The sequence below is a fragment of the Moraxella cuniculi genome (assembly GCF_900637105.1).
GTDB lineage: Bacteria > Pseudomonadota > Gammaproteobacteria > Pseudomonadales > Moraxellaceae > Moraxella > Moraxella cuniculi.
Window position 1 is genome coordinate 989380 of the sequence record NZ_LR134343.1, and the last position, 23215, is coordinate 1012594.

Annotated in this window: 20 protein-coding genes; 9 read left to right on the top strand and 11 right to left on the bottom strand. The window is 45.0% G+C overall.

Features of this window, described 5'->3' with window-relative positions; translation table 11 throughout:
• Nucleotides 1–5: 5 nt before the first annotated feature.
• Nucleotides 6–326 carry a YhbY family RNA-binding protein gene (locus EL162_RS04600; RefSeq protein ID WP_126330417.1) on the bottom strand — a complete coding sequence of 107 codons (321 nt, stop codon included), beginning with the start codon at nt 324–326 and terminating at the stop codon, nt 6–8.
• Between the two features lie 210 nt (nt 327–536).
• Between EL162_RS04600 and EL162_RS04605 the strand changes: the two genes are divergently transcribed.
• Together EL162_RS04605 and ftsH are read left to right on the top strand one after the other, a co-directional pair.
• Entirely contained in the window at nt 537–1169 is a 633-nt protein-coding gene (locus EL162_RS04605; protein WP_126330419.1) for an RlmE family RNA methyltransferase, read from the top strand.
• Nucleotides 1170–1280: 111 nt separating this feature from the next.
• Nucleotides 1281–3167 carry an ATP-dependent zinc metalloprotease FtsH gene (ftsH, locus tag EL162_RS04610; RefSeq protein WP_126331668.1) on the top strand — a complete coding sequence of 629 codons (1887 nt, stop codon included), beginning with the start codon at nt 1281–1283 and terminating at the stop codon, nt 3165–3167.
• Nucleotides 3168–3314: 147 nt separating this feature from the next.
• On the opposite strand, the gene EL162_RS04615 is transcribed toward ftsH, so the two are convergent.
• Nucleotides 3315–4085 carry a M15 family metallopeptidase gene (locus EL162_RS04615; protein ID WP_227543449.1) on the bottom strand — a complete coding sequence of 257 codons (771 nt, stop codon included), beginning with the start codon at nt 4083–4085 and terminating at the stop codon, nt 3315–3317.
• Between the two features lie 186 nt (nt 4086–4271).
• On the opposite strand from EL162_RS04615, the gene EL162_RS04620 reads away from it, so the two are divergent.
• Nucleotides 4272–5042, top strand: coding sequence for a lysophospholipid acyltransferase family protein (locus EL162_RS04620; RefSeq protein ID WP_126330423.1), 771 nt, complete (start codon nt 4272–4274; stop codon nt 5040–5042).
• Between the two features lie 339 nt (nt 5043–5381).
• Here the strand turns inward: EL162_RS04620 and EL162_RS04625 are convergent, their stop codons facing one another.
• The gene (locus tag EL162_RS04625; protein ID WP_126330425.1) at nt 5382–7745 is read right to left on the bottom strand and encodes a penicillin-binding protein 1A; all 2364 of its coding nucleotides are present in this window, start codon (nt 7743–7745) and stop codon (nt 5382–5384) included.
• 268 nt (nt 7746–8013) lie between these two features.
• Between EL162_RS04625 and htpG the strand changes: the two genes are divergently transcribed.
• On the top strand, nt 8014–9960 hold the full coding sequence (gene htpG / locus EL162_RS04630; protein WP_197718998.1) for a molecular chaperone HtpG: 1947 nt from the start codon (nt 8014–8016) through the stop codon (nt 9958–9960).
• Between the two features lie 201 nt (nt 9961–10161).
• A complete protein-coding gene (locus EL162_RS04635) occupies nt 10162–10539 on the top strand; it encodes a hypothetical protein (RefSeq protein ID WP_126330429.1) in 378 nt (125 codons plus the stop codon).
• Between the two features lie 6 nt (nt 10540–10545).
• On the opposite strand, the gene EL162_RS10255 is transcribed toward EL162_RS04635, so the two are convergent.
• A complete protein-coding gene (locus tag EL162_RS10255; RefSeq protein ID WP_259772342.1) occupies nt 10546–10677 on the bottom strand; it encodes a hypothetical protein in 132 nt (43 codons plus the stop codon).
• On the opposite strand from EL162_RS10255, the gene EL162_RS04640 reads away from it, so the two are divergent.
• The 3 genes from EL162_RS04640 to gdhA all read left to right on the top strand — a co-directional run bounded on the left by EL162_RS04640 (nt 10676) and on the right by gdhA (nt 14306).
• Nucleotides 10676–12115, top strand: coding sequence for a C13 family peptidase (locus EL162_RS04640; RefSeq protein ID WP_126330431.1), 1440 nt, complete (start codon nt 10676–10678; stop codon nt 12113–12115). The two genes, EL162_RS10255 and EL162_RS04640, sit on opposite strands and share 2 nt — an antisense overlap.
• Nucleotides 12116–12328: 213 nt before the next feature.
• Nucleotides 12329–12700 carry a hypothetical protein gene (locus EL162_RS04645; RefSeq protein WP_126330433.1) on the top strand — a complete coding sequence of 124 codons (372 nt, stop codon included), beginning with the start codon at nt 12329–12331 and terminating at the stop codon, nt 12698–12700.
• A 265-nt stretch (nt 12701–12965) separates the two neighbouring features.
• Nucleotides 12966–14306 (top strand): NADP-specific glutamate dehydrogenase, encoded by a 1341-nt coding sequence (gene gdhA / locus EL162_RS04650; RefSeq protein ID WP_126330435.1) that lies wholly within the window; start codon nt 12966–12968, stop codon nt 14304–14306.
• A gap of 53 nt (nt 14307–14359) precedes the next feature.
• On the opposite strand, the gene EL162_RS04655 is transcribed toward gdhA, so the two are convergent.
• The 4 genes from EL162_RS04655 to EL162_RS04670 all read right to left on the bottom strand — a co-directional run bounded on the left by EL162_RS04655 (nt 14360) and on the right by EL162_RS04670 (nt 18322).
• Nucleotides 14360–15139 carry a sulfite exporter TauE/SafE family protein gene (locus tag EL162_RS04655; RefSeq protein ID WP_126330442.1) on the bottom strand — a complete coding sequence of 260 codons (780 nt, stop codon included), beginning with the start codon at nt 15137–15139 and terminating at the stop codon, nt 14360–14362.
• Nucleotides 15136–15312 (bottom strand): cbb3-type cytochrome oxidase assembly protein CcoS, encoded by a 177-nt coding sequence (ccoS, locus tag EL162_RS04660; protein ID WP_076554209.1) that lies wholly within the window; start codon nt 15310–15312, stop codon nt 15136–15138. The genes EL162_RS04655 and ccoS overlap by 4 nt, the downstream gene beginning before the upstream one ends.
• 126 nt (nt 15313–15438) lie before the next feature.
• Nucleotides 15439–16929, bottom strand: a complete 1491-nt coding sequence (locus EL162_RS04665; protein WP_126330444.1) for a protein adenylyltransferase SelO family protein — start codon at nt 16927–16929, stop codon at nt 15439–15441.
• A gap of 211 nt (nt 16930–17140) precedes the next feature.
• Entirely contained in the window at nt 17141–18322 is a 1182-nt protein-coding gene (locus EL162_RS04670; protein ID WP_126330446.1) for an acyl-CoA desaturase, read from the bottom strand.
• Nucleotides 18323–18771: 449 nt separating this feature from the next.
• Between EL162_RS04670 and EL162_RS04675 the strand changes: the two genes are divergently transcribed.
• Entirely contained in the window at nt 18772–19497 is a 726-nt protein-coding gene (locus EL162_RS04675; protein WP_126330448.1) for a TetR/AcrR family transcriptional regulator, read from the top strand.
• Between the two features lie 54 nt (nt 19498–19551).
• Here the strand turns inward: EL162_RS04675 and EL162_RS04680 are convergent, their stop codons facing one another.
• The 3 genes from EL162_RS04680 to EL162_RS04690 all read right to left on the bottom strand — a co-directional run bounded on the left by EL162_RS04680 (nt 19552) and on the right by EL162_RS04690 (nt 23182).
• On the bottom strand, nt 19552–20937 hold the full coding sequence (locus tag EL162_RS04680; protein WP_126330450.1) for an APC family permease: 1386 nt from the start codon (nt 20935–20937) through the stop codon (nt 19552–19554).
• A 278-nt stretch (nt 20938–21215) separates the two neighbouring features.
• On the bottom strand, nt 21216–21992 hold the full coding sequence (locus EL162_RS04685; RefSeq protein ID WP_126330452.1) for a pteridine reductase: 777 nt from the start codon (nt 21990–21992) through the stop codon (nt 21216–21218).
• Nucleotides 21989–23182 (bottom strand): tRNA nucleotidyltransferase/poly(A) polymerase-related protein, encoded by a 1194-nt coding sequence (locus tag EL162_RS04690; RefSeq protein WP_126330455.1) that lies wholly within the window; start codon nt 23180–23182, stop codon nt 21989–21991. Before EL162_RS04690 ends, EL162_RS04685 begins: the two co-directional genes overlap by 4 nt.
• Nucleotides 23183–23215: the final 33 nt, after the last annotated feature.

The window sequence follows — 23215 nt, forward strand, 5'->3', positions numbered from 1 at the left end:
GGATATTAGGCAAAGCCAAAGCGGCTTAAGTTTGATAGTTTGGGATTGGCCTCGTCATTGTTGCGAAGTAGTAGCACCATGCGACCGATATGATGAATGACGCTTGACTCGGTGGCGTTGGCGATGGCGTCAGCACAGGCTTTGCGTTCTTCGCTACTGCCAGCAGGAATTTTGATTTTGATTAGCTCATGGTCATGCAAGGCACGAGAAATTTCCTCAATGACAGTTGGACTGATGCCATTGGCACCGACAATCACCACGGGATCAAGCTGATGACCAATGCCACGCAGGGCTTTGATGTCTTGTAGTTTTGATTTTTTGCTCATAAAATCTCCAAATTGAGCTGGCAAGCAGTGAGAAATTTACATTATTATAGCAGATTTTCACCAAATTTACTGCCAATAATGGTAAACTAGAACATTCCGATTGGCTCTAGCTGGGCTATTATATAGACGATGTCATTGTATGAATGAATGATGGCGAAACTAACTTTGGCTGAGACCAGATGGCGATAAATTTGACAAAAAGGCAGGTATATGGCAACCAGAATCAAAAATAAAAAACTCTCCAAGTCCAGCCGTGCGTGGATGAAAGAGCATATTGATGATTTTTATGTGCAAAAAGCCCAAAAAGAGGGCTATCGAGCAAGAGCCGCCTATAAGCTGCTGGAAATTAACGAAAAAACAGGCTTGATAAAAAAAGGCATGACTGTGGTGGATTTGGGTTCGGCACCTGGTAGTTGGTCGCAGGTTGCAGGGCGACTGGTCGGAGACGGTGGCATGCTTATCGCCTCGGATATTTTGCCAATGGATACGCTGGAGAATGTTACCTTTATTCAGGGTGATTTTCGTGAAGAGGCGGTATTTAATCAAATCATGGATGAGGTTGGTGGTCGTAGGGTTGATGTGGTGCTGTCAGATATGGCACCAAACACCTCAGGCATGGCAGCGGTAGATCAGCCACGCATGATGTATCTGTGCGAGTTGGCGGTAGATTTTGCCCTAAAGGTGCTGCCAGAGGGCGGGGCGTTAATCATGAAGGTATTTCAGGGTGAAGGTTCACAAGAGTTGCGTGCCAATATGCAAAAGCAGTTTAGCAAAATTAAAAGTATCAAGCCTGCTGCCTCTCGTCCTCGTTCCAAAGAAATGTTCTGGGTGGCGATTAAATAAAACCACCAATAGGGCTTGAAATCATCAAAACAAGCAATATATAACACAAATAGGCATTGGGTGGCTTGTCCACCTGATTTTCATAAGCTAAGGATAAAAAGTTTGAGTGATATGGTAAAGAATACCTTATTGTGGCTGGCGATTATCGGTATCGTAGTTGCGATTTTTGGCAATTTGGATCGCGGTCGCGCTGATGCTGATTCTTTGAACTATTCGGCATTTGTAACCGCAGTTGCCAATGGCGAAATTAAAAATGTCAAAATTGATGGCGAGGAAATCACGGGCAAAAAAGTCAATGGCGATGATTTTGAGACCATTCGTCCCGCCCTTGCCGATGATGAACTGATGCCATTGTTACGCAAAAACAATGTTGAAATACAAGGCACAACGCCTGAACGCCAAGGTGTTGGTATGCAGTTGTTGATGGCAGCATTTCCGATTTTGCTCATCGTTGGTCTGTTTTGGCTGATTATGCGAGGCATGAGTGGCGGCGGTGCTGGTGGCGGTATGGCTGGTCGCAACCCCATGAGCTTTGGTAAATCAAAGGCAAAAATGCTCTCAGAAGATCAGGTTAAGGTAACTTTTGCCGATGTTGCTGGTGTGGAAGAGTCCAAGCAAGAAGTTGCTGAAATTGTTGATTTCTTAAAAGACCCAAGCAAATTCACCAAACTTGGTGCAACCATTCCGCGTGGCGTGTTAATGGTTGGCCCGCCTGGTACTGGCAAAACCTTGCTTGCTAAGGCCATCGCTGGCGAAGCAAAAGTACCATTTTTTAGCATTTCAGGTTCTGATTTTGTTGAGATGTTTGTCGGTGTCGGTGCCTCTCGTGTGCGTGATATGTTTGAACAAGCGAAGAAAAACGCACCTTGTATTATCTTTATCGATGAGATTGATGCCGTTGGTCGCCATCGTGGCAGTGGCATGGGCGGTGGTCATGATGAGCGTGAACAGACACTAAATCAGCTGCTGGTTGAGATGGACGGTTTTGAGGGCAATGATGGCGTGATTGTTATCGCTGCAACCAACCGTGTGGATGTGTTGGATAAGGCATTGTTGCGACCCGGTCGTTTTGACCGTCAGGTTAGTGTTGGCTTGCCTGATGTCAAAGGTCGTGAGCAGATTTTGAATGTGCATTTGAAGAAATTGCCTGCAACCATTGGGGTGGATGTGAACGCTTTGGCACGCGGTACGCCGGGCTTTAGTGGGGCACAGTTGGCAAACTTGGTCAATGAAGCGGCATTGTTCGCAGCTCGCCGAGATAAAAGCAGCGTGGACATGAATGACTTTGAAGATGCCAAAGACAAACTGTACATGGGGCCTGAACGCAAGTCTATGGTGCTAAAAGAAGAAGAGCGTCGTGCCACTGCTTATCATGAAGCAGGTCATGCACTGGTGGCACAATTGCTACCTGGCACTGACCCTGTACACAAAGTAACCATCATGCCCCGTGGCTGGGCATTGGGGGTAACATGGCAGTTGCCAGAGCAAGATGCTGTCAGCAGCTATAAAGACAAAATGCTTAGCGATATTGCCATCATGTTCGGTGGTCGCATCGCTGAAGAGATTTTTGTTAATCGCAAATCAACAGGTGCGTCCAATGATTTTGAGCGAGCAACAAAAATGGCACGAGCGATGGTTACACGCTATGGTATGTCTGATGCACTGGGTGTGATGGTCTATGAAGCAGAGGAGCATGGCGGCTACTTTGGTGGCAGTACTCGCACGATTTCTGAAGCAACACAACAAAAAGTTGATGATGAGATTCGTAGCATTTTGGAGGCACAATATCAGGTGGCTTATCGTTTGATTGATGACAATCATGACAAAATGCACGCCATGGTGGACGCACTCATGAAATGGGAAACCATTGACAGAGAGCAATTTTTGCAAATCATGGCAGGCGAAGAACCTCGTGAACCCAAAGAATATCAGCACGAGGTGCCAACGGTGAATATTGTCAAAAATGATGAACTGCCACCGCCATTGCCAAGTGCCTAATTGATGTACAAAAAACAGCATTTAAAATAAATGCTGTTTTTTTATTGATGGTTATTAGCGAGCATTAATATGAACGCAAGTGGCATTGGTAAATAACAGTGTGCCTGCGAGCAAAGTTTTGATTTTCATAAGAAATTCTTAGGAAAATTAACGGCACTCTTTGATTAAAAGTTCAGGGCGGTATTCAAAATGTGGGCTGTCATAACTTGCCCATTTGCCACCCCAAATAAAACCATGTTTTTCAAAAATTTTCACCACTTGATTTAATTTGGGATCCTGTAGGAGTGCCTTGGGATAAAGGCAGGGTTTATCTTCACTGGTGCAGCCGTCCCAACGCCAGTATTTATGTAGGTGTTTGGGCAGGTGAAAATCAACGGCCACGCCAAAACTATGGCTGCTCAGACGATTGGTGCCAGCAATCATTCGCCAATTAAGCGTACCAAGTGACTTGGCAACATAAGCAGACAGGGCTTTGTCTTTGGCAATCTCATCACCAACTTTTTGTAGTTGGATACTGGCATTATTGCGTTTATTAAACTGCAAAGTTTTGCCCGATGGTCGCCATTGTACGGTTGTCATGTTCGCCTGTACTTCTTTGGCGGTATTGCCATATAACACCTTAAAAAAAGCATCATTTCTTAGTCGTCCTGCGTCTTTATATTGTTTGGGAATGGCAAAATCCAAGGGGTAAGTTTGTGATAGTTGGTCAGCGATACTGGCATTTTTCAGGCGAGTGGTGAAAGCGGCATTAGAATCCACCCCCCCCCATGGCAGTGTTTTGCCATTTTTAAAAAGCACTTGACCGCCGTCCACTGATTTAATATCAGGATAAGCGGTGGTTAGGCATTTGTGTGGATTTATATTGGCAAAACTTGAGATGCTGACTGCCAATAAAGCGGTTGGTAGGATTCGTTTCATCACTATTTTAACCTGTTTTATGAGTGTAAGCATTATTAATATAATAAAATATTTACAAAATCTAAACCTTTGCACATAATGATGCATTTTATAGCAAAAAGATAGGCAAAACAACCATTCACCAAAAACGCTTGCAATTTTCTTAGAAGTCTTATAGGATAGACTTTTTAGCCGATTAGACAGATTATGACAAATTTTTTTAATAAGCAATTAAGACGCACCAAAATTATCGCAGGTATAGGCAATTCTTTGGTGGGGGGCTTTCGTGTCGCCTATAAAATTGGAGCGTTCAAAGAGCCTCCCAGAGATGTTTTGCCAAAATATATCCAAACCTTTTGCCGCAAAATGGTTAATTCTTTTGGCGTGGAAGTGGTGCAAGTTGAGCCTGTGCCACAAACTCACGGTCTGTGGGTAAGCAATCATGTTTCATGGTTGGATATTCCTGTGGTTGGCTCAGTCGCCCCTGTGTTTTTTTTGTCAAAGGCGGAGATTAGCCAATGGCCGATTTTTGGACGCTTGGCAAAGGCAGGTGGCACGCTTTTTATTCAGCGTGGTTCGGGAGATGCGACAACTGTCAGCGACCAGATAGCTCAATTTTTGCACGAAGGTTCATCGGTGGTATTTTTCCCAGAGGCGACCACCACAGATGGTAAGCAAATCAAAAAAATCTATGGCAAGTTATTAAAGGCAGCCATTGATAGCAACTTGCCAATTTGTCCGATGGTGGTGGCTTATGTTAATAAAGATGGCACATTGTCAGATGAGGCAGCGTATTATGGCGATCGCACGATGGCACAGAGTCTAAAGGCAGTTGCTGATCATGACATTACCGCTTATGTATTGCCGCTGGCACCGATTTATCCAGAAAATCGTGATTTGCGTGAATTGACAGCGGTGTTGCAGGCGGCAATGGAGCAAGGTCTGGCACAGCTTCATGCCCGCGTTTTGACAGCGTGATATTTGCTTGTCTTTTGCCAAGCTGATGACTTATTTCATAATCTGTAGCCCAAGCAAGCAACTTGTATCAACCAGCCAAACCAACCAAAATGCACCAGATGATTGATGGGGCATTTTGGTTATTTTTATGCCAATTTGCCAGTGTATTGCCAATTTGAGGTATATTTATCAAGGGCTATTGTAGATTATAACTTAATTTATATTAAAAAATAGATAAAAATCTTAGTTGTGGCATGAGTAGTGAAATGGCAGCAATTAACCGATGGGTAGGGCTTGTAGATGAGTTGTGAAGTGTCTGTGCTTTGGGTATAAAAAACCAGCCATTGGGCTGGTTTTTGGTTAATCGGTTAAATTGACGACCCGCTGAGTGGCTTTAATTGCCTTTGAGCGATCCTCTTTGCTTACCCATTGTGATGGTGTGCCTTTTAGCTCTTGACGCATAAAATTCACCCAAATAGGCAAGGCGGCAAAACCACCGTATTCTTTTGCACCCAGTGGCGAAGGTGTGTCAAAGCCGACCCAGACCACGGCGACATTGGTGGGATGAAAACCTGCAAACCATGCATCTTTGGCAAGGTTGGTTGTCCCTGTTTTGCCCCCAACATCACCACGACCCAAGGCACGAGCACGGCGACCTGTACCACTGGTGATAACCTCACGCATCATGTTTGAGACATTATAAGAGGTCTCTTGTGATAACACACGGGGGGCTTGGGTGGCGGTGCTGTATTGCGGTGCGGTTTTTGGCTGTAGCCTGTCGCCTTGTGGTGTACCTGCTGCTGCAAGGGTTTCTTGCTTGGCTTTATTTGCCTCAAATGTTTCTAGCAATTTGGCATTGGTTGTTTGTAGCTGGTCGTTAAAACATACCGCACAAGCCTGCACAGGGTTGGCTTGGTAGATGGTATTGCTATAAAAATCATAAATGCGTTCGATGATATAAGGCTGTACACGATGACCGCCGTTGGCAATGGTGGCAAAGCCTGTCGCCATTTGTAGTGGCGTGGCTTCGGCTGCACCCAGAGCGACCGCCAAAGTCGGTGGCATACGCTCCATCTCAAGTCCACCCATCGCATTCATCAAAGAGCGTGTCTCGTCAATACCTGCCGATCGCATTAGGCGAATGGCTGGCGTATTACGCGATAATGCCAAAGCACGGCGTAGCGTCATGTTGCCTGTGTAACGACCGTCAGCATTTTTTGGTCGCCAGCTGCCAATGCGAATGGCGGCATCAGATACCATGCTGTCAGGCGTGTATTTGCCAGTTTCTAATGCTGCAGCATAAACAAATGGCTTGATGATGGAACCAGGTTGGCGATAGCCTTGAATGGCACGGTTGAATTTGCTTTGGTTAAAATGAAAACCACCAACAACAGCACGCAATGCACCATTTGTAGGGTCAAGCGATACCAATGCCCCTTGTACTTTTGGAATGGATTCCATTTTCCAAGCGGTTTTTGCCTCGTTTAATGGCGAGATACGCACAATGTTGCCGACCTTGACCATTTGATTGGCATTGCTGTAGCCACCACCAACACGGTTGGCACTGTAGTAACGCCTTGCCCAGCTCATGCCTGACCAGCCGATGGTAACTGTTTCGCCTGATTGTAGCTGTGCCTCAAAGCTGTTGTTATTAACCTTGGTAACTTTGGCAGGATAAATGTTGTCAAAGTTTTTTCGCCCATCAAGTGAGCCTGATTCTGCTTCCACACCTCGCCAGCCATGACGGCGATCGTAGCTACGCAAGCCGCCAACCAATGCCTGATCGGCGGCAAGTTGTGAGCTGCTGCTGACCGTTGTTTGTACACGCCAGCCAGAATCCATGACCGCCTCACCAAAGCGTTCAACCAATGATGAACGAGCCATTTCTGCGATATAGGGGAGGTTTAAATCAAGTTTTTCTTGATAAAGGTTTAAGTCAATCGGCTCATTAATGGCAGCATCTCGCTCGGCAGCACTGATAAAGCCTTCTTCAAACATACGCCCAATAATCCAGTTGCGGCGTTCCATTGCTCTATCTGGGTTAATCACAGGGTTGTAGGCAGAAGGGGCTTTTGGCAAACCTGCAATCATCGCCATCTGTGCAATGGTTAATTGATCCAAAGTCTTGCTGTAATAACGCCGTGCTGCCGCTTGAATGCCATAAGTGCCTTCGCCCAGATAGATTTTATTGACATACAGTGTCAAAATCTCATTTTTGCTCAGCTCAGATTCAATCTTACGAGCGATGAATAATTCGGTCAGTTTGCGGCTGATGGTTCGCTCTGAGCTTAAGAAGTAGTTTTTTGCCACCTGCATGGTGATGGTTGAGCCACCTGTTTGTGTGTCATTATCGGTCAATACTTCGGTGATGGCACGCCCCATGCCCTTGACGCTGATACCACTATGCTCAAAAAAAGTATCGTCCTCTGCTGCCAAAAATGCCGAAATCATCGGCTTGGGAATTTCCTCAAAACGCACAGGCATTGAATAGCGATTGCCATACTGACCGATGAGCTTGTTGTCAGCGGTATAAATTTGCAATGGCATCTCAAACTTGGTGTTGTCAATTTTTTTGACATCAGGCAAAGTGGGTTCAAGATACATCGCCATGCCATAAAAACCGATCGGAAAAGCCAACAATAAAATGGCAAACAGTGCCAATATTGCCAAAATCAGTTTGGCTAAGATGGCAAAAAATGATGCAGAAAAAGACTGGTTTGACATAAGTGATAATACTTCAAGATAGCTTTGCGGTTTATTTTACTAGGTTCGGCAAATAATAGCCAGTATTTCATTGTAACCTGATTAAATTTTGTACTATTTTTGCCATAAGTTTGCTTTTTTGGCGTTGATTGCTGTTGTTATGATACAAAATATCAGCAAAATTGTCCGCAATGACGGCACAAATCATGACGGTCTGCGACTTTTTGGCATTTGGCTTGAAAATTTCTCATACTATCCCTATTTTTTAGCAAGTTTTATCTGAAAGTTAATGGAGAAAATTATGACCACAACCAATCATCATTTTGAGGCTGAAGTTGCCCAGCTTTTGCATTTGGTAACGCATTCTTTGTATTCTAATGCTGATATTTTTGTGCGTGAGCTGGTGTCCAATGCCTCTGATGCGTGTGATAAACTGCGTTTTTTGGCAACTGCTGATGACAGCTTGTACGAAAATGATGGCGAGCTTGCGATTAAGATTGATTTTGACCAAGAGGCAAAAACACTCACCATCAGCGATAACGGTATCGGCATGAATGAAGCTGATGCCATTGAGCATTTGGGAACGATTGCCAAGTCAGGCACAAAGGCGTTTTTGGACAAATTATCCGACAGTGAGAAAAAAGACGGCAATCTTATCGGTCAATTTGGTGTGGGTTTTTATTCAGGGTTTATTGTTGCTGACAAAATCACTGTTGAGAGCCGTAAAGCTGGCGAGCCTGCCGAGCAGGGCGTGCGTTGGGTATCAGATGGCACAGGGTCATTTAGCACCGAGACCATTACCAAAGACAGTCGTGGCACGAGCATTACTCTGCACCTAAAAGACATTTATGCAGGTGAGGGCGAAGGCGAGAGCAATTATCTGGATCGCCATACCGTGCGTCAGTTGGTGAACAAATACTCTGACCATATCAGTCTGCCAATTCAGATGCGTAAGCAAGAATGGCAAGATGAGCTGGACGATGATGGCGAAGTGGTCGCAGGCAAAGGCGAGTATGTCTTGACGGACGAGTACGAAACCATCAACCAAGCCACCGCCTTGTGGACAAAATCGCCAGCGGATATCAGCGATGATGAGTATAATGAGTTTTATAAAAACCTAAGCTATGATTATACCGATCCGCTTGCTTATACGCACAATCGTGTCGAGGGGCGTGTGCAGTATACCCAGTTGCTCTACATTCCCAAAAAAGCACCGTTTGACTTATACGCACGAGAGCAGCAGCGTGGGCTGAAGCTGTATGTGAAGCGAGTGTTTATCATGGAAGATGCCGAGCAGCTGCTGCCGATGTATTTGCGTTTTGTCAAAGGGGTGATTGATACAGCTGATTTACCGCTCAATGTCAGCCGTGAGATTTTGCAAGAAAGCCGTGATGTCAAGGCAATTCGCGATGGTAATGCTCGCCGTGTACTGACCTTGCTTGGCAGCCTTGCAGGTAGCGAAGATACGGACAAACAGGCGAAATTTGCCGAGTTTTATCAAGAATTTGGCGATGTGCTAAAAGAGGGCTTGGGCGAAGATCAATCCAACCAAGAACGCATTGCCAAATTGTTGCGTTATGCTACCAGCACCGATGATGCGACAAAGACCAGCTTTGCCGATTATAAAGCTCGCATGAAAGAGGGTCAAAAAGCTATCTATTATCTGACAGCGGATAATCTGGCTGCTGCCAAAAACAGCCCACAGCTTGAGCTGTTTAACAAAAAAGGCATCGAGGTTATCTTGATGACAGCACGAGTTGATGAATGGGCGATGAATTTCTTGCACGAGTTTGACGGCACGCCACTAAAAAATATTGCCAAAGGGGCGGTGGATTTGGGCGAGCTGACGGACGAGAGCGAAAAACAACAAACCAAACAAGCCGAAGAAAATCTCAAGCCCATCGTTGATAAGCTAAAAACCGCACTGGACGGTCGTGCCAAAGATGTGCGAGTCTCTAGCCGTCTGGTGGATAGTGCTGCGTGCTTGGTGGTGGGTGAGGGCGAGCTTAGCCCGCAGATGGCACAGATGCTAAAAGCGATGGGACAAAGCGTGCCTGATGTCAAGCCTGTGCTTGAGATTAACCCAAACCACCCATTGATTAACAAGCTTGAGCAAGATGGTGAGTTTGACACACTGGCACAGGTTATCTTTGATCAGGCGGTGCTGGCTGATGGCGGACAGCTTGATGACCCTGCAGCATACCTGAAGCGTATCAATGCACTGCTTATGAAGTAATTAAGAAATAATAAAAACTGTCTGTAGATACAGGCAGTTTTTTTTGTGTTTGCGGTATGATTTTTGGCAAAAAATGTAACAAAATGTAAAAATAAATAAAAATCGTTTTTTTTTTTTTTGGATATGGTATCTTGAGCAAAACTTAAGCAAATTGTTTGGGTTTGATTGTTCATTTTATTTAATTTTTATTAAGGAGTTATGATGAAAATCCACCATCTAATCACCGCCACAGCCGCAGCTTTGTTGTTGCTTGCCACAGCCCCCGCCCAAGCCAACCAAGCAAAGTTTAATAAGATTGAACGAGAGCTTAAGCAGTGTTTAAAAGATGTCAGAGGTTCGTATGGAGCAGGAAGTTGTGCGATAGGTGCTGTAGATGATTACAGAAAATTGATGAATGCAAGCAAAAGATCCAAGCTAAAGCAAGCAGAACGAGCTTGTGCAATTAAGGTAGCAAGAGAAGAGTCAAGATTTGATTATGATTATGACAACGATGGTTTAGAGGGATTCAGTAATGCAGGCAGAGGCAATGCTGCCGATTGCCAATTAAAAGCAGCCAGACGCATCGCCAAACAACGCTGATTTTTATTATGCCCAAAAAGATCGTCCTTTGGCGGTCTTTTTGTTATTTGGCTTGGCAAGAAATTTCCCCCACTTTGGCATGGCTTGTGGTACAATGATCTCACCTTTTTTGCCTTGTTGCATGGTTGAGTATTGCATGAGTTTTTTCTCAAATTTTTTCTCAAATCTGGGTGCGTCGTTGTGGATGCTGATCGGTAGCGAACGAGCATTTACGCGTGCCAAGCCAACCTTTGGGCAGTTTGTGCTGTTGATGGTGGTGGCACTGTCATCAAATATTTTATTTGCTTGGCTGGTTGCGACTGATGACAGTTATTTTAATGAACAGGGGCTGATCAGTTATCTGGTGTGGCCTGTGATTATTGTGGCGGCTGGGATTATCATTGCCCAGCGGTCGGTGAATTATTCGCTGTTGTTCGTGCCTGCGATTTTGTGGCTGGCGGCGGATACTTTGCTGGTGCTGTTCCAAAGCGGCATTCAGTTTCTTGAAAATCAGGGGCTGTTGCCATATTGGCTGGGCAGTATTTTGCCGAGCTTGTTTTTGCTGTTGTTCGTCTGGCAGACGACAGCGTTGCTGCTGATTTTTGCCAAACGCTTTGGCTGGCCGTGGTGGGAGCGGTGCCTGATGTTGATTGCAACCATCGCACTGCTGGTTGTTTGGCAAAAAAACACCATCAGCCAACCGATTTTTAAGACAGATGCCACACAGACTTTGCTGGACGAGGCGGCATTTTATGAACAGCCTGCGGTATTTTCACGCACGCTTGATAGCATCGCCGAACATAAGCAAGGTCGTGCCGAATGGTATTTTTTGGGCGTGGCTCCCTATGCTGAACAAAATGTATTTGCCAATGAGATTTTGCAAGCCAAGCAGATTTTTGATGGGCGTTTTGACTCGGCGAAACGCTCGCTGGCTTTGATTAACAATCCTAACACTTGGGGTGAATATCCACTGGCGACACGCACCAGCATTGAGCGGAGTTTGGTACGCATTGGCGAGCGTATGGACAGTGATGAAGATGTGCTGTTTATGGCATTAAGCTCACATGGTTCGGTTGATGAGCATGGCGAGCCAATCGGTGAGCTTGCGGTGAGCAACCCGCCGCTGGATTTGCGACAGATTGACCCGTTTTGGCTAAAATCAGCACTGGACAAATCAGGCATTCGCTGGCGGGTGATTGTGATTTCGGCGTGTTATTCAGGCACTTTTATTAATGCTTTAAAAGACCCTTATACGCTTATCATCACAGCATCAAAAGAGGACAAAGCCTCGTTTGGCTGTACCGATGATGCCGAGCTGACTTATTTTGGCAGGGCATTTTTTGCCGAAAGTATGCTACAGACCGATGGGATTATCGAGGCGTTTTATGCCGCTGTGCCAAAGATTAAAGAGCGAGAGATTCTGATGGGATTTGAGCCGTCTGAACCACAACTGGTGGTCGGTGAGCTGATACAGCTTGCTTTGCCAGAGCTGCAAAAATCACTGTACAATCCTAGCGAAAATTCCCCACTACAGCTGCCAGAGGGTGTGATCGATACCAAAAATCCGACCCAAACATCGACAGCTCCACCGCAATAATCAAATTTGCCAAAACCGCCTGTGTGATACGGGCGGTTTTTTGATGTGAGAAAAATGATAAAAATCTGTGCCAAAGCAGATAATCATCGCCAAATTTTGCTTATTTACAAAAAAAATTGCCAAAAAAATAAAAAACCGTTTTTTTTTTTTTTTTTTGAATGTGCTATCGTAGGCGGTATCGGAAATTTGCCGCTTTTTAACCAACAGGAGAGTATGATGAAAATCACCAAAACACTAAGCCTAACCGCACTGTGTGCTTTGGCTGCATTATCCAGCCCAAGTTATGCCAACCAAGCCAAGTTTAATAAGATTGAACGAGAGCTTAAGCAGTGTTTAAAAGATGTCAGAGGTTCGTATGGGGAAGGAAGTTGTATGATACAGGCTGTGGACGATTACAGTGATGCAATGAGCCAAAAGAAAAGAGAAAGATTGTTTGTATTTGGAGCACGCTGTGCGGTGCAATATGGTGCAGAAGATGAAAGGGAATATGAGGTATTTGGTTTTGATAATTTAAGTAATGCAGACAGAAGCAGTGCTGCCTATTGTAAATTGGAGGCTGCCAGACGCATCGCCAAACAACGCTGATTTTGTTATTTAAGACTGCCGATAGGCGGTCTTTTTTATGGGTGATTGGTGATGGGTTTTGAGATTGGTTTGGGTATTTTTTAGAAAAATAATCATTATTTCGCCAAAGATGGCTTGTAATTTATCAAAAATATCGGTATATTGTAGCGGTATATCATATTTACTTATGATATTACAAGTTTTTGTGATATGTTGTAATGCACCGTGCATGACCAGCACAACACTTGTCCATCATACAGATGTTTTTTAGTTTGAGGATTTAACCATGAGTATCCAATCTGTTGTCAAAAAAATCGAGCAAACCTATGCCCATCAGCCCGAATTTATTCAGGCGGTACAAGAAGTGGCGATGACGGTTGAGCAAGTGTATGCTGACAATCCAAAATTTGCCGAATTGAAGGTTTTTGAACGCTTGTGCGAGCCTGACCGCATCATCAGTTTCCGCGTGAACTGGGAAAATGACAAGGGCGAAGTGCAGGTCAATCGTGGCTGGCGTGTGCAGTTTAGCAATGCCATCGGCCCTTACAAAGGCGGTTTGCGATTCCATCCAACGGTCAATGAGGGCGTGCTGAAGTTTTTGGGCTTTGAGCAGATTTTCAAAAATGCACTGACAGGCTTGCCGATGGGCGGCGGTAAAGGGGGTTCGGATTTTGACCCCAAAGGGAAATCTGATGCCGAAATTCGCCGTTTTTGCTATGCGTTTATGCGTGAATTGCACAAAAATATCGGCAAAGATATGGATGTGCCAGCAGGTGATATCGGGGTTGGTGGTCGTGAGGTGAACTATATGTTCGCCATGTACAAAAATCTAACCCGCGAATATGAAGGCGTGCTGACAGGCAAGGGCGTAGGTTTTGGCGGTAGCTTGATTCGTACCGAGGCGACAGGTTATGGCTTGGTGTATTTTTTGGATAATATGCTAAAAGCCAATGATGACACGCTGTCTGGCAAGACGGTGCTGGTCTCTGGTGCTGGTAATGTTGCTCAATACGCCGCCGAAAAAGTGGTGCAGTTGGGCGGCAAGGTTATTACTTTCTCTGATTCTACTGGCACGCTGTATGACAAAGATGGCTTTGACCAAGAAAAAATTGACTGGGTAAAAGCACAAAAACAAGAACGCAAACCGCTGTCTGACTATGTGGAGCAATTTGGTGGTCAGTGGCTGGCTGGTGAGAAGCCTTGGCAGTTTGCTGCCGATATTGCTCTGCCTTGTGCAACCCAAAATGAGGTCAATGAAAGCGAAGCTAAGACCTTGGTGGCAAATGGTGTCAAATACATTGCCGAAGGGGCAAATATGCCACTAGATGCTAAGGCAATCGATGTGGTGCGTGAGCATGGCGTTGCCTATGCACCGGGCAAAGCAGCCAATGCTGGCGGTGTGGCAGTTTCGGGTCTTGAGATGAGCCAAAACTCGGTGCGTCAATACAAGAGTTTTGAGGAGCTTGATAAGCAGCTACAAAACATCATGAAAACCATTCATGACAATGCCTGTGCTGCCGCCGAAAAATACGGCACAACCAAAGGGGCGATTGATTACATGACTGGGGCAAATGTCGCAGGTTTTGTACAAGTTGCCAATGCTCTGGTGGCTTACGGTATTTTATAAGTTTGCCAAAAAACAATACCCCAAAAGTCGGCTTTTGGGGTATTTTTTGTGGATTAATGAGCGGAATGGTTATTGCTTGATTGATTGGTGTCCATTTGGCTCATATTTGTGCCATTCATATTACTCATGTCGTGTCCAGATTTTGACATCATCATCTGCATAATGGGCGAGCTAAAGGCAATGGCAAGCCCCGAAATCAGCATGATAGCACCGCTGAATTTGCGTAATTGCAGATGGTGGATTTTTGATTTTAGCCATGTGATGACAGTGCCTGTGGTTAGTAGCATGGGCAAAGTTCCCAGCCAAAAAAACGCCATAAATGCCGTGGCGGTCAAGCCAAATTGCCCATCGGCAGCCAGACCCAGTGCAACACCCAAAGCCCCATAAACCAAACCGCATGGCAAAAATCCCCACAACAAGCCTGCCGCCAGTGCCTTTGGTAGGCTATCCATGGGCAACACTTTGCTACGCAAGGGGGCAAGTGCATTCCACAATTTTAAGCCTGCTTTTTCTAGTTGGTTTAAGATGGGCAGACCGAGCATTAACAGGGCAGCAAAAATCAATGCCCCGCCCAATAGGTATTTTGGTATGGAGCTGTTTGCCATCAAAGGAGCAAGAATGCTGTTGCCAAATGCCGCCACCAGCAAGCCCAAAATCATATAGCTGCCGAGCCTGCCTGCATGATAAGCAACCATCAGCATGGCTTTTTTGGTAGGCGAGACTTCTTTCATCGCAACACCAAAAGCTGCTACGATACCACCACACATACCCAAGCAATGTGGCGAGCCTAATAGCCCCATGCTAAAGGCGGCAAAAATCAGGGCGATGGTCATTGGTGATCCTTAGTGGTGATATTGCGGCGTGCTTGGCGATCATCAAGAATAATCTGCTCTGGTGCGTTGTCCAGATCTTCAAACTGATTGGATTTGACGGCATAATAAATTGCCCAAATTGCCACCACAAACAGCATAAGACTTAAGGGGATTAATAAATAAATACTCAGCATAAACCACACCTACTAAGCCGATTGATTACAATATTTTATCAAAAACATAACCAGATGACAATATTTGCTCAAATTTCATTCATATACAGCACAGTATGACAGTGATACAGACTTTATCAGATAGACTTAGGACATACAGCTGATTGCCTTGATTTCATCATGCCGTGCAGGGCGAGTGTCATCGGCGGTTGCGATGGCATTTGGCTGATAAGGATTGGACAGCAGGGCAAATAATCGCTGGACTTCGGCAAAATCCCCTTGATAAGCCTGCATGATGGCACGATCCGCCATGTGATTGCGTAGCACATAGATGGGATTGTGCTGCTGCAATGTGCTGATGATGTCGGATTTGCTAGTATGGCGAAGCTCGTGCAGGTATTCTGTCGCCCATTGTTGCCAGTGGGCTTGGGCGTGTTGTGGCAGTTGTGCAAGTCCATGATGCAATAGCTGCTTTTCATAAGGGTGATTTTGACCATCAACAAGGGCAATTAGGCTGCGAAAAGTATTGGTAAAATCAAGTCGATGCGTCTGCATAAAATCAAGCAGATGATTGCCAAGCTGTATGATGGCAGGGTGCTGCGTATGGGGCTTGTTGATGCCAAGTTTTTGGCACAGTTTGTCATGATAACTATGCTGTAGCGTATTGTCATAAGATATCAGCACTTGCTCCATGTCATCTTGGCTGATAAATTGTCCAAAACTTTGTAAAAATTTTGCCAAATTCCAGCGTCCGATGGCAGGCTGATTATGATAACTGTACCGCCCCATGTGGTCGGACTGGTTATTGATCCAATGAGGATTAAAACGCTCCATAAAACCAAAAGGCCCAAAATCCAGCGTGCTGCCTGTAATGTTCAAATTATCCGTATTCATTACCCCATGGCAAAAACCAACCAGCTGCCAGTTGGCAATCATCAAGGCTGTGCGATTGGCAATGGTACAAAGCAGGGTAGGTATGTCCACAGTTTTTGTGCCGCTGTGATATAAAGCAGGATAATAACTTTGGGCAATCTTGCCAACAAAATCACCAAAATTATCAGGCGTATACATTGACACCCACTGAAAATGCCCCAGTCGCACATGGCAATCACTGACACGCAATAATGCAGCGGCTTTTTCTGGGTATTGACGGCGAATCGTGGTATCGCTTATCACCAATCCTATGGCATCTGATGAGTCAATCCCCAGTTGGTTCATGGCATGACCGCACAGATATTCACGAATGGTGCTGGCAAGCATTGCACGGCCATCACCATGACGAGAGTAGGGAGTACGCCCTGCACCTTTTAGGTGCAAGTCGGTCAGCCTGCCTTGATTATCCTTTAGCTGTGCTATCAGCAGTCCACGACCATCGCCCAGCTGACCTGCCCATTGCCCAAACTGATGACCAGCGTATGCCATGGCAATCGGCTGTATATCAGTTGGCATGATATTTGCCAAATCAGCAAGCCGACCGCTGATGATATTGCACCACTGATTATCGTTTAGATTATTCAGCCCAAGCCTGTCAATCAATGGGCGATTAAGAGCGATCAATGTGGGGTTGTCAAGTGGTGTTGGTAGAATATGGCGATACAGTCTGTCGTCATGCTTTAGGTAATCGTGGATAAATTTCATGCACTGTATGATTGATTATTGGGCTTTTGTTTGATAGTGGCGTGTCTTAAATATGAATGCAGCTTATCCATAATAGCACCAGTTGGGGCGTTTGACAAGGTTGCCATCATGCGATGTGCCATTATGATTGTGAGGCTTATAAATATTAAGCAAAAGAAACCCTTTGTTCAGAACAAGTGAACAAAGGGTGGAGAAAAGCCATCTGGTCTGATTAAGCGACAGGTTTGCCTTTGAGTTGTAGGAATGCTTGCTCAATCCGCTTGCTATGCTCAAAGATTTTTACCTCAATTTGGGCGAATTGTGCTTTGAGCTTTTCGTCAGCTTCGTGTAAGCGGTCGGCGAATTCAGCACGCTTTAGCTCGATGGCTTTGGCTTTTAGGGCGTGCCATTCTTCGACAGTTTTGGTAAATTCTTCATACTCTTGGCTGATGCGATCTTTGAACATTGCCAAGCGTTCATCTAGGCTTGGTTCGCCACCTTTGGCAATGCGTTCGGCAGCTCGCTTAAACTGCATGGTAACTTCTGCGTGCTTGATGGTAAGGTCGTCAACGCGTTTTAGGTTCTGTGCCAAGCCAATTTTTGACAAGATGCTGATGAACCATTTGGTTGGGTCGTATTGCCACCACTTAACACCATTGCGATAGTCGTATTGGAAATAGTGATGATAATTATGATAGCCCTCACCCCATGTTACAATCGCAAGCAGTGGGTTGTCTCGAGCGGTGTTTTCGTCAGTATAAGGGCGTGTGCCAAACATATGGCAGAGCGAGTTGATAAAAAAGGTAAAATGATGGGTCAAAACCAGACGCAACAAGCCTGCAATCAAGAAAGTGCCAAGCATATCACCTGTGATTAGCCCTGCAATGCCCACAACCACAAGATTGGTTGCAACCACCCAAAAGCCATAATATTTGTGTTGCAAGGTCAGCAGTTTGTCTTTTTTTAGGTCGGGGATATTTTTGTAATCATATTGACCGCTTGGATATTTGTGCAGCATCCAGTCCATGTGGCTGAACCAAAAACCACGGCGAGCCGAATACGGATCATCGTATTCATCATCAACATGGCGATGGTGCGTGCGATGCCCAGAACACCAGTCAAATGCCGAACTCTGGACTGCTAAAGTTGCCCCAAGTAGCAAGAAGTATTTGACAATCGGATGGGCTTCGTATGATTTGTGAGCCCAAAGACGGTGATAGCCTGCAGTGATGGAAAGACCCGTCCATGCCATAAACAACGCAAAGGCGGTCCAAACAGCGGGATTGACACCGTGTGTCCACAGATACCAAGGCACCAAAATAATGGCAAGTAGCGGTGTTGATAGCAATACAATGGCAGGAACCCAGTTGATTGGTGCGTTTTTAAAGGCTTCAGGATTGCGTTCGATGCTCATAAGCGATAAATATCCTCAAAGATAGTCAGGTAAACAGTGCGTTTGCACACAGCAACAATATTACAAAATTTTGCCAACGCCTGTTGTTGCTAGGCGAGCCATCGTCTGACAAACAAATGGCTTGGTTGTATTAAAAATTTTGGAATACTGACTGTCTGTATCCATACTATCACAGATTGTCAAGAAAGTGAACAATTATTCACGCAATTTTTGCATATTTTTTTGATAAAATTGTAACAGCAAACTGGCGATGATGATTTGGAATAATTGCCGTGATGCTTGATTATTTTGTGAATATTTTTATCATTTATTGATAAATATTATTAAATAAATAAGATGATGAACAAAGGCACCAAAAATAACCATATATAAATAAAGGAAATAAAAAAATGCACCAAGGGCGTTTGCTTTTGTTATAATCTAGCAAAATCTGGAGTGGAGCAGGCAACATGAACAATCGCAAGCAACAGTTTGAGCTGCGTCAGTTGCGTATTTTGCAAACTGCTGAACAATTGCTGCTAGAATCTGGCGAAGGGGATTTGACTTTGGACAATCTGGCGTTGCAGCTGGATTTGGCAAAAGGGACGCTGTATAAGCACTTTAGTAGCAAAGATGAGCTTTTGTTGCGTATTTTGATTCGTTATGAAGAGCGAAAATTACAAATCATCAGTGTTGATGACGGTGCAGGGGCGGGCGTGGCAAGGTTGGTGCTACAGCTGCTGAATTTGCCACACCGTGCGATATTGTTTAACCATATCGAGGAGCGGTTATCATCGACCACTTCGGGGCTAAATCAGTGGTTTGCACAGTTGTACCGTGTGCGTCGTGAACGCATGGTGCGTATGTCAAAAATTGTACACACTTATCTTGATGAACAAAATAGCGACATGAATATCCGTGATTATATGGCGACACTGTATGCGGTTGGGCAGGGGGGTGCAAGTCTGCTTAATTCAAGTTTTTATCAGATGTATCTGGGTAGGCGAGATACGCTAAAGATAGCACTGGTAAGACAGATGTTGGATTTGCCAAAGTTGTACCCCAGACTGGCACCGACCACTGACGAAGAATACAGGCAGCAACTGGCGATGCTTGATGGTATTAATGAGGAGCAAATCCAAGAGCTTGCCGAGTTGATTGGACAAAATATCATACCCACGCCCAGCAAGCAGTAGTTTTATTCGCATAAAAAAATACCCCAAGCGAGCTTGAGGTATTTTTTGTGATGTTTAGACATCGCTTTCTTTGTACTGCGGTACAGGTTTTTTAAAGCCTGCGGTCTTGATGCCCAGCCAAACAAAGCCAAGTGCTGCCCAGAATAGACCAACGCTGAAGGTTGTGCCGTCTACTTCTAGCCACATCAAGAAAATCGCAATAAAGCCAAGCACTGGCACGATGACATAGCTGAATATTTCTTTGGCACTTGTTACCATCTTATCACGAATGGCATAGCGGAAAATCACTGACAAATTCACAAAGCTAAATGCCGTCAATGCACCAAAGCTAATCAAGTTCACCACAGTTTCTAGGCTAATAAAGCCTGCGGTTAAAGCCACAGCACCTGCGATGAGAATGTTGTTTACTGGGGTGAGTAGCTTGGGGTGGATTTTCCCAAAGATTTTGTTGCTGATAACGCCATCACGACCCATCACATACATCAGACGAGAAACGCCAGCATGTGCCGAGATGCCCGATGCCATCACAGTTACAATGGCAAAGCCCAGTACAATGGCTTGAAATGCCGAGCCGCCAACCAGCAGTAGGATTTCGGCTTGGGTTTCGTCCACTGCCTTAAAGTAAATCGTAGGGTCGCTTGGCAAGAAAGTCTGCATAAAATAAGCACTGATGATAAACACAACACCTGCAATCAGAGTGGTTAATATCATGGCTTTTGGCAGCGTGTTTTTGACATCTTTGGTTTCTTCGGCAAGGCTTGAGATTGAGTCAAAGCCTGTAAATGAGAAACACAAAATGGTCGCACCAGTAATCAATGCACCAACAGAGGTCATCTTGTCCCAAAATGGCTTAAGGCTCCATAGCTGATAAGCGTCTTCTTTGAGCGTGCCATCTGCGTACAATCCCATGCCTAGCTTGGTGTAGATCAAATAGGTAAATACAGCGATAACGATCAGCTGTACAAAGACAATCCAGCTGTTAAAATACGCCACCACTTTTGAGCCAAATAGGTTTACCCCTGTCATCAATGCTGTCAGTCCAATGACCCAGACCCAGTGATTGACACTTGGGAACAGAGCCTCTAGATACAGCACTGCCAGAATGATATTAACCATTGGCGAGAGCAGGTAGTCAAGCCAGCTTGACCAGCCCACCATAAAGCCCATGCTTGGGTTGATGGCTTTTTGGGTATAGGTATAGGCAGAGCCTGATGATGGATAGGCACGAATCATATGACCATAGCTGATGGAGGTTAGCAAAATCGCCACCAAAGCAAACAGATAAGACATGGGAACATGGCCGCCGCTATCACGAGAAACCATACCAAAGGTATCAAACAAGGTCATGGGCTGAATGTAGGCAAGACCAATGATAATAACATGCCATAGGCCAAGATTTCGCTTCAGACGAGCGACATTAGAGGTGGGTAAAGTATTCAACGATGGTATTCCTTTTAAGTGTGCAAAATGCAGCCAACACAAAAGGGAGTACAGCTTTATCGTATCAAACGCAAGGTTTGATGCTTGGTCGATTAGGCTATCTGCTCCAGTTTTTTAATGAAAGAAAAATAATCAAACAGTGGTTGCTGTTTAATTTTGGGAAATTTGGGCAATTTTAGCCCAAAAATAACCATTTGTCAGCTGTTTTTTGCTAAATTGTTAAAATTTTTGCTACAAGGTTTTTATAAATTGACAAAATTGCTACCATCGCTGCCATATCAACCGCCTTTTAGCGTTAGACTGCGGCCGCCGTCAACGGCGAGAATCTGCCCTGTGATATAGCGACTGCTTGCCAAGAATAGCACCGCTTCGGCGATGTCGTTTGGTGTGCCAATGCAGGATAGGGGAACTGAGTTGATAAGCTCTGCTACGGTTTGGCTATTTAGTTGGAGGTTTTGGTCATTTTCAGGAAGGATATTAACACCTGGGGCAACACCGTTGATACGCACCAGTGGAGCGACTTCTAGGGCGAGGCTTTGTACCATGGCACGGTGGGCGGCTTTTGCCATGTTGTAGATGGGATAGCCGACAAAAGGCTTGCCATCTGCATGAATGTCAATCAGGCTGATGATACTGCCTTTGTTGGCTTGCAAAATTGGCAAAAAGGCTTGGCTTATCATAAAGGGGGCTTTGGCATTGGTTAAGAACAAATCTTGCCAATGCGATAGCAGATTTTGGTGATTATCGTGTAGATTTGTTGCATAAAAACTTGAGGCATTATGAACCAAAACATCAATACCGCCAAAAAATTCGCAGCAATTTTGGACAAATTGTGCAAGTAAGGCTCCATCATTAACGATTTGTAAATCCGCCTGAATCATGGCGGCGGAATTTGGGCGAGCGGTATTGAGTGCCAAGACCAGATTTGTCGCCTCAAGGGTGCTATGATGATAATGAATGATGATGCGGTAGCCGTGCTGGTGCAAAAGCCTGCTAATGGCGGCTCCGATACGCTTTGCTCCGCCTGTAACAAGGGCAACTTTGGACGATTTCATGATGGTTGTATGCCTTGGTTGGGTGCGATATGTGTGTGCTTTGATGATTGTAAAAATTTTGTCAATTGCAACAAGCGTAACCGTGTCAGCTCATCGCCAATTGCTTTGCCAGTGAGCGTTGGATTAATATTCGCCATACTAACAGATTGATAGCGAGTGATGGCATCATTCAGCCATGATTTTTTATAAGCAATTGATTTATCTTGATAAATCTGACAAGCATCATACAACAGCATCAACAGTGCATCATCTTTGTGGGCTTTGGTATGCTCAATCATAGTAAGCAATTGTTCAGCATTTATATTTTCTAAATTAAGTAAAATTTTATGATAATTGGCAAAAGCGTGGACAAACTGGCTGATGGCTTTTGGGGCATTGAGCCGTGTTAAGCAATCGTTTAGATTATCTTTATTGTTATATAAGTTAGAAAACAGCATGGCAAAACGCACATCAAGCGGAGCATTTTGTTTGCAGGCGTGTTGTAGCCGTGCCAAAACCGCTGCATAGCTGTTGTTATCGGTGAATGTCTGTGCCAGCGTTGGCAAAATATGCAGCAAAATCTCATTATCCTGCAAACAGCTGATGAATTGATGACCGTGCGGCTGCATTAAGGCACGAGCAAACTCTGCCCAAATGCGTTCGCGGCTAAGCGTGGCAAGCTCACCACGGCTGGCAATGTCGGTCATCAAAGTGCAAGTTGTGTCATCAATCACAAAACCAAGCGGTGATAACCGTGCATAAAATCGTGCCACTCGCAGCACTCGCAAGGGATCTTCGCTAAAAGCTGGGCTGACATGGCGGAGGATTTTATTGTGCAAATCAGCCAAGCCACCATAAAAATCAACCACCGTGCCATCGATGGGCGTGTCATCATTAAGACCTTGCACCTGTATGGCTAGGGCGTTAATTGTCAAATCTCGCCGCAATAAATCATCTTGCAGGCGGACGCTTTCATTGGCATCGATACAAAACGCCCGATGACCTGTGCCTGATTTTCGCTCAAGCCTTGCCAGTGCGTATTCGTTATGCGTATCAGGGTGTAAAAATACAGGAAAATCCGCCCCCACTTGGCGAAAGCCGTGTGATAGCATGGTGTTCTGATTACCACCGACCACCACAAAATCTTTGTCAGTAACAGGCAGACCAAGCAGCATATCACGCACCGCTCCGCCGACTAAATATATTTGCATGGATTTGTTGTTTATTGTGCCAGTATGCCATTC

Bases quoted from the DNA above. Each gene is read 5' to 3' on its own strand.
- EL162_RS04675 (WP_126330448.1), top strand. From the start codon at position 18,772: ATGAACAATCGCAAGCAACAGTTTGAGCTGCGTCAGTTGCGTATTTTG.
- EL162_RS04690 (WP_126330455.1), bottom strand. From the start codon at position 23,182: ATGCAAATATATTTAGTCGGCGGAGCGGTGCGTGATATGCTGCTTGGT.
- EL162_RS10255 (WP_259772342.1), bottom strand. From the start codon at position 10,677: ATGCAATACTCAACCATGCAACAAGGCAAAAAAGGTGAGATCATTGTA.
- EL162_RS04645 (WP_126330433.1), top strand. From the start codon at position 12,329: ATGATGAAAATCACCAAAACACTAAGCCTAACCGCACTGTGTGCTTTG.
- EL162_RS04655 (WP_126330442.1), bottom strand. From the start codon at position 15,139: ATGACCATCGCCCTGATTTTTGCCGCCTTTAGCATGGGGCTATTAGGC.
- EL162_RS04605 (WP_126330419.1), top strand. From the start codon at position 537: ATGGCAACCAGAATCAAAAATAAAAAACTCTCCAAGTCCAGCCGTGCG.
- gdhA (WP_126330435.1), top strand. From the start codon at position 12,966: ATGAGTATCCAATCTGTTGTCAAAAAAATCGAGCAAACCTATGCCCAT.
- ccoS (WP_076554209.1), bottom strand. From the start codon at position 15,312: ATGCTGAGTATTTATTTATTAATCCCCTTAAGTCTTATGCTGTTTGTG.
- EL162_RS04635 (WP_126330429.1), top strand. From the start codon at position 10,162: ATGAAAATCCACCATCTAATCACCGCCACAGCCGCAGCTTTGTTGTTG.
- EL162_RS04665 (WP_126330444.1), bottom strand. From the start codon at position 16,929: ATGAAATTTATCCACGATTACCTAAAGCATGACGACAGACTGTATCGC.
- ftsH (WP_126331668.1), top strand. From the start codon at position 1,281: ATGGTAAAGAATACCTTATTGTGGCTGGCGATTATCGGTATCGTAGTT.
- EL162_RS04625 (WP_126330425.1), bottom strand. From the start codon at position 7,745: ATGTCAAACCAGTCTTTTTCTGCATCATTTTTTGCCATCTTAGCCAAA.
- EL162_RS04620 (WP_126330423.1), top strand. From the start codon at position 4,272: ATGACAAATTTTTTTAATAAGCAATTAAGACGCACCAAAATTATCGCA.
- EL162_RS04600 (WP_126330417.1), bottom strand. From the start codon at position 326: ATGAGCAAAAAATCAAAACTACAAGACATCAAAGCCCTGCGTGGCATT.
- EL162_RS04615 (WP_227543449.1), bottom strand. From the start codon at position 4,085: ATGAAACGAATCCTACCAACCGCTTTATTGGCAGTCAGCATCTCAAGT.
- EL162_RS04640 (WP_126330431.1), top strand. From the start codon at position 10,676: ATGAGTTTTTTCTCAAATTTTTTCTCAAATCTGGGTGCGTCGTTGTGG.
- EL162_RS04685 (WP_126330452.1), bottom strand. From the start codon at position 21,992: ATGAAATCGTCCAAAGTTGCCCTTGTTACAGGCGGAGCAAAGCGTATC.
- htpG (WP_197718998.1), top strand. From the start codon at position 8,014: ATGGAGAAAATTATGACCACAACCAATCATCATTTTGAGGCTGAAGTT.
- EL162_RS04670 (WP_126330446.1), bottom strand. From the start codon at position 18,322: ATGAGCATCGAACGCAATCCTGAAGCCTTTAAAAACGCACCAATCAAC.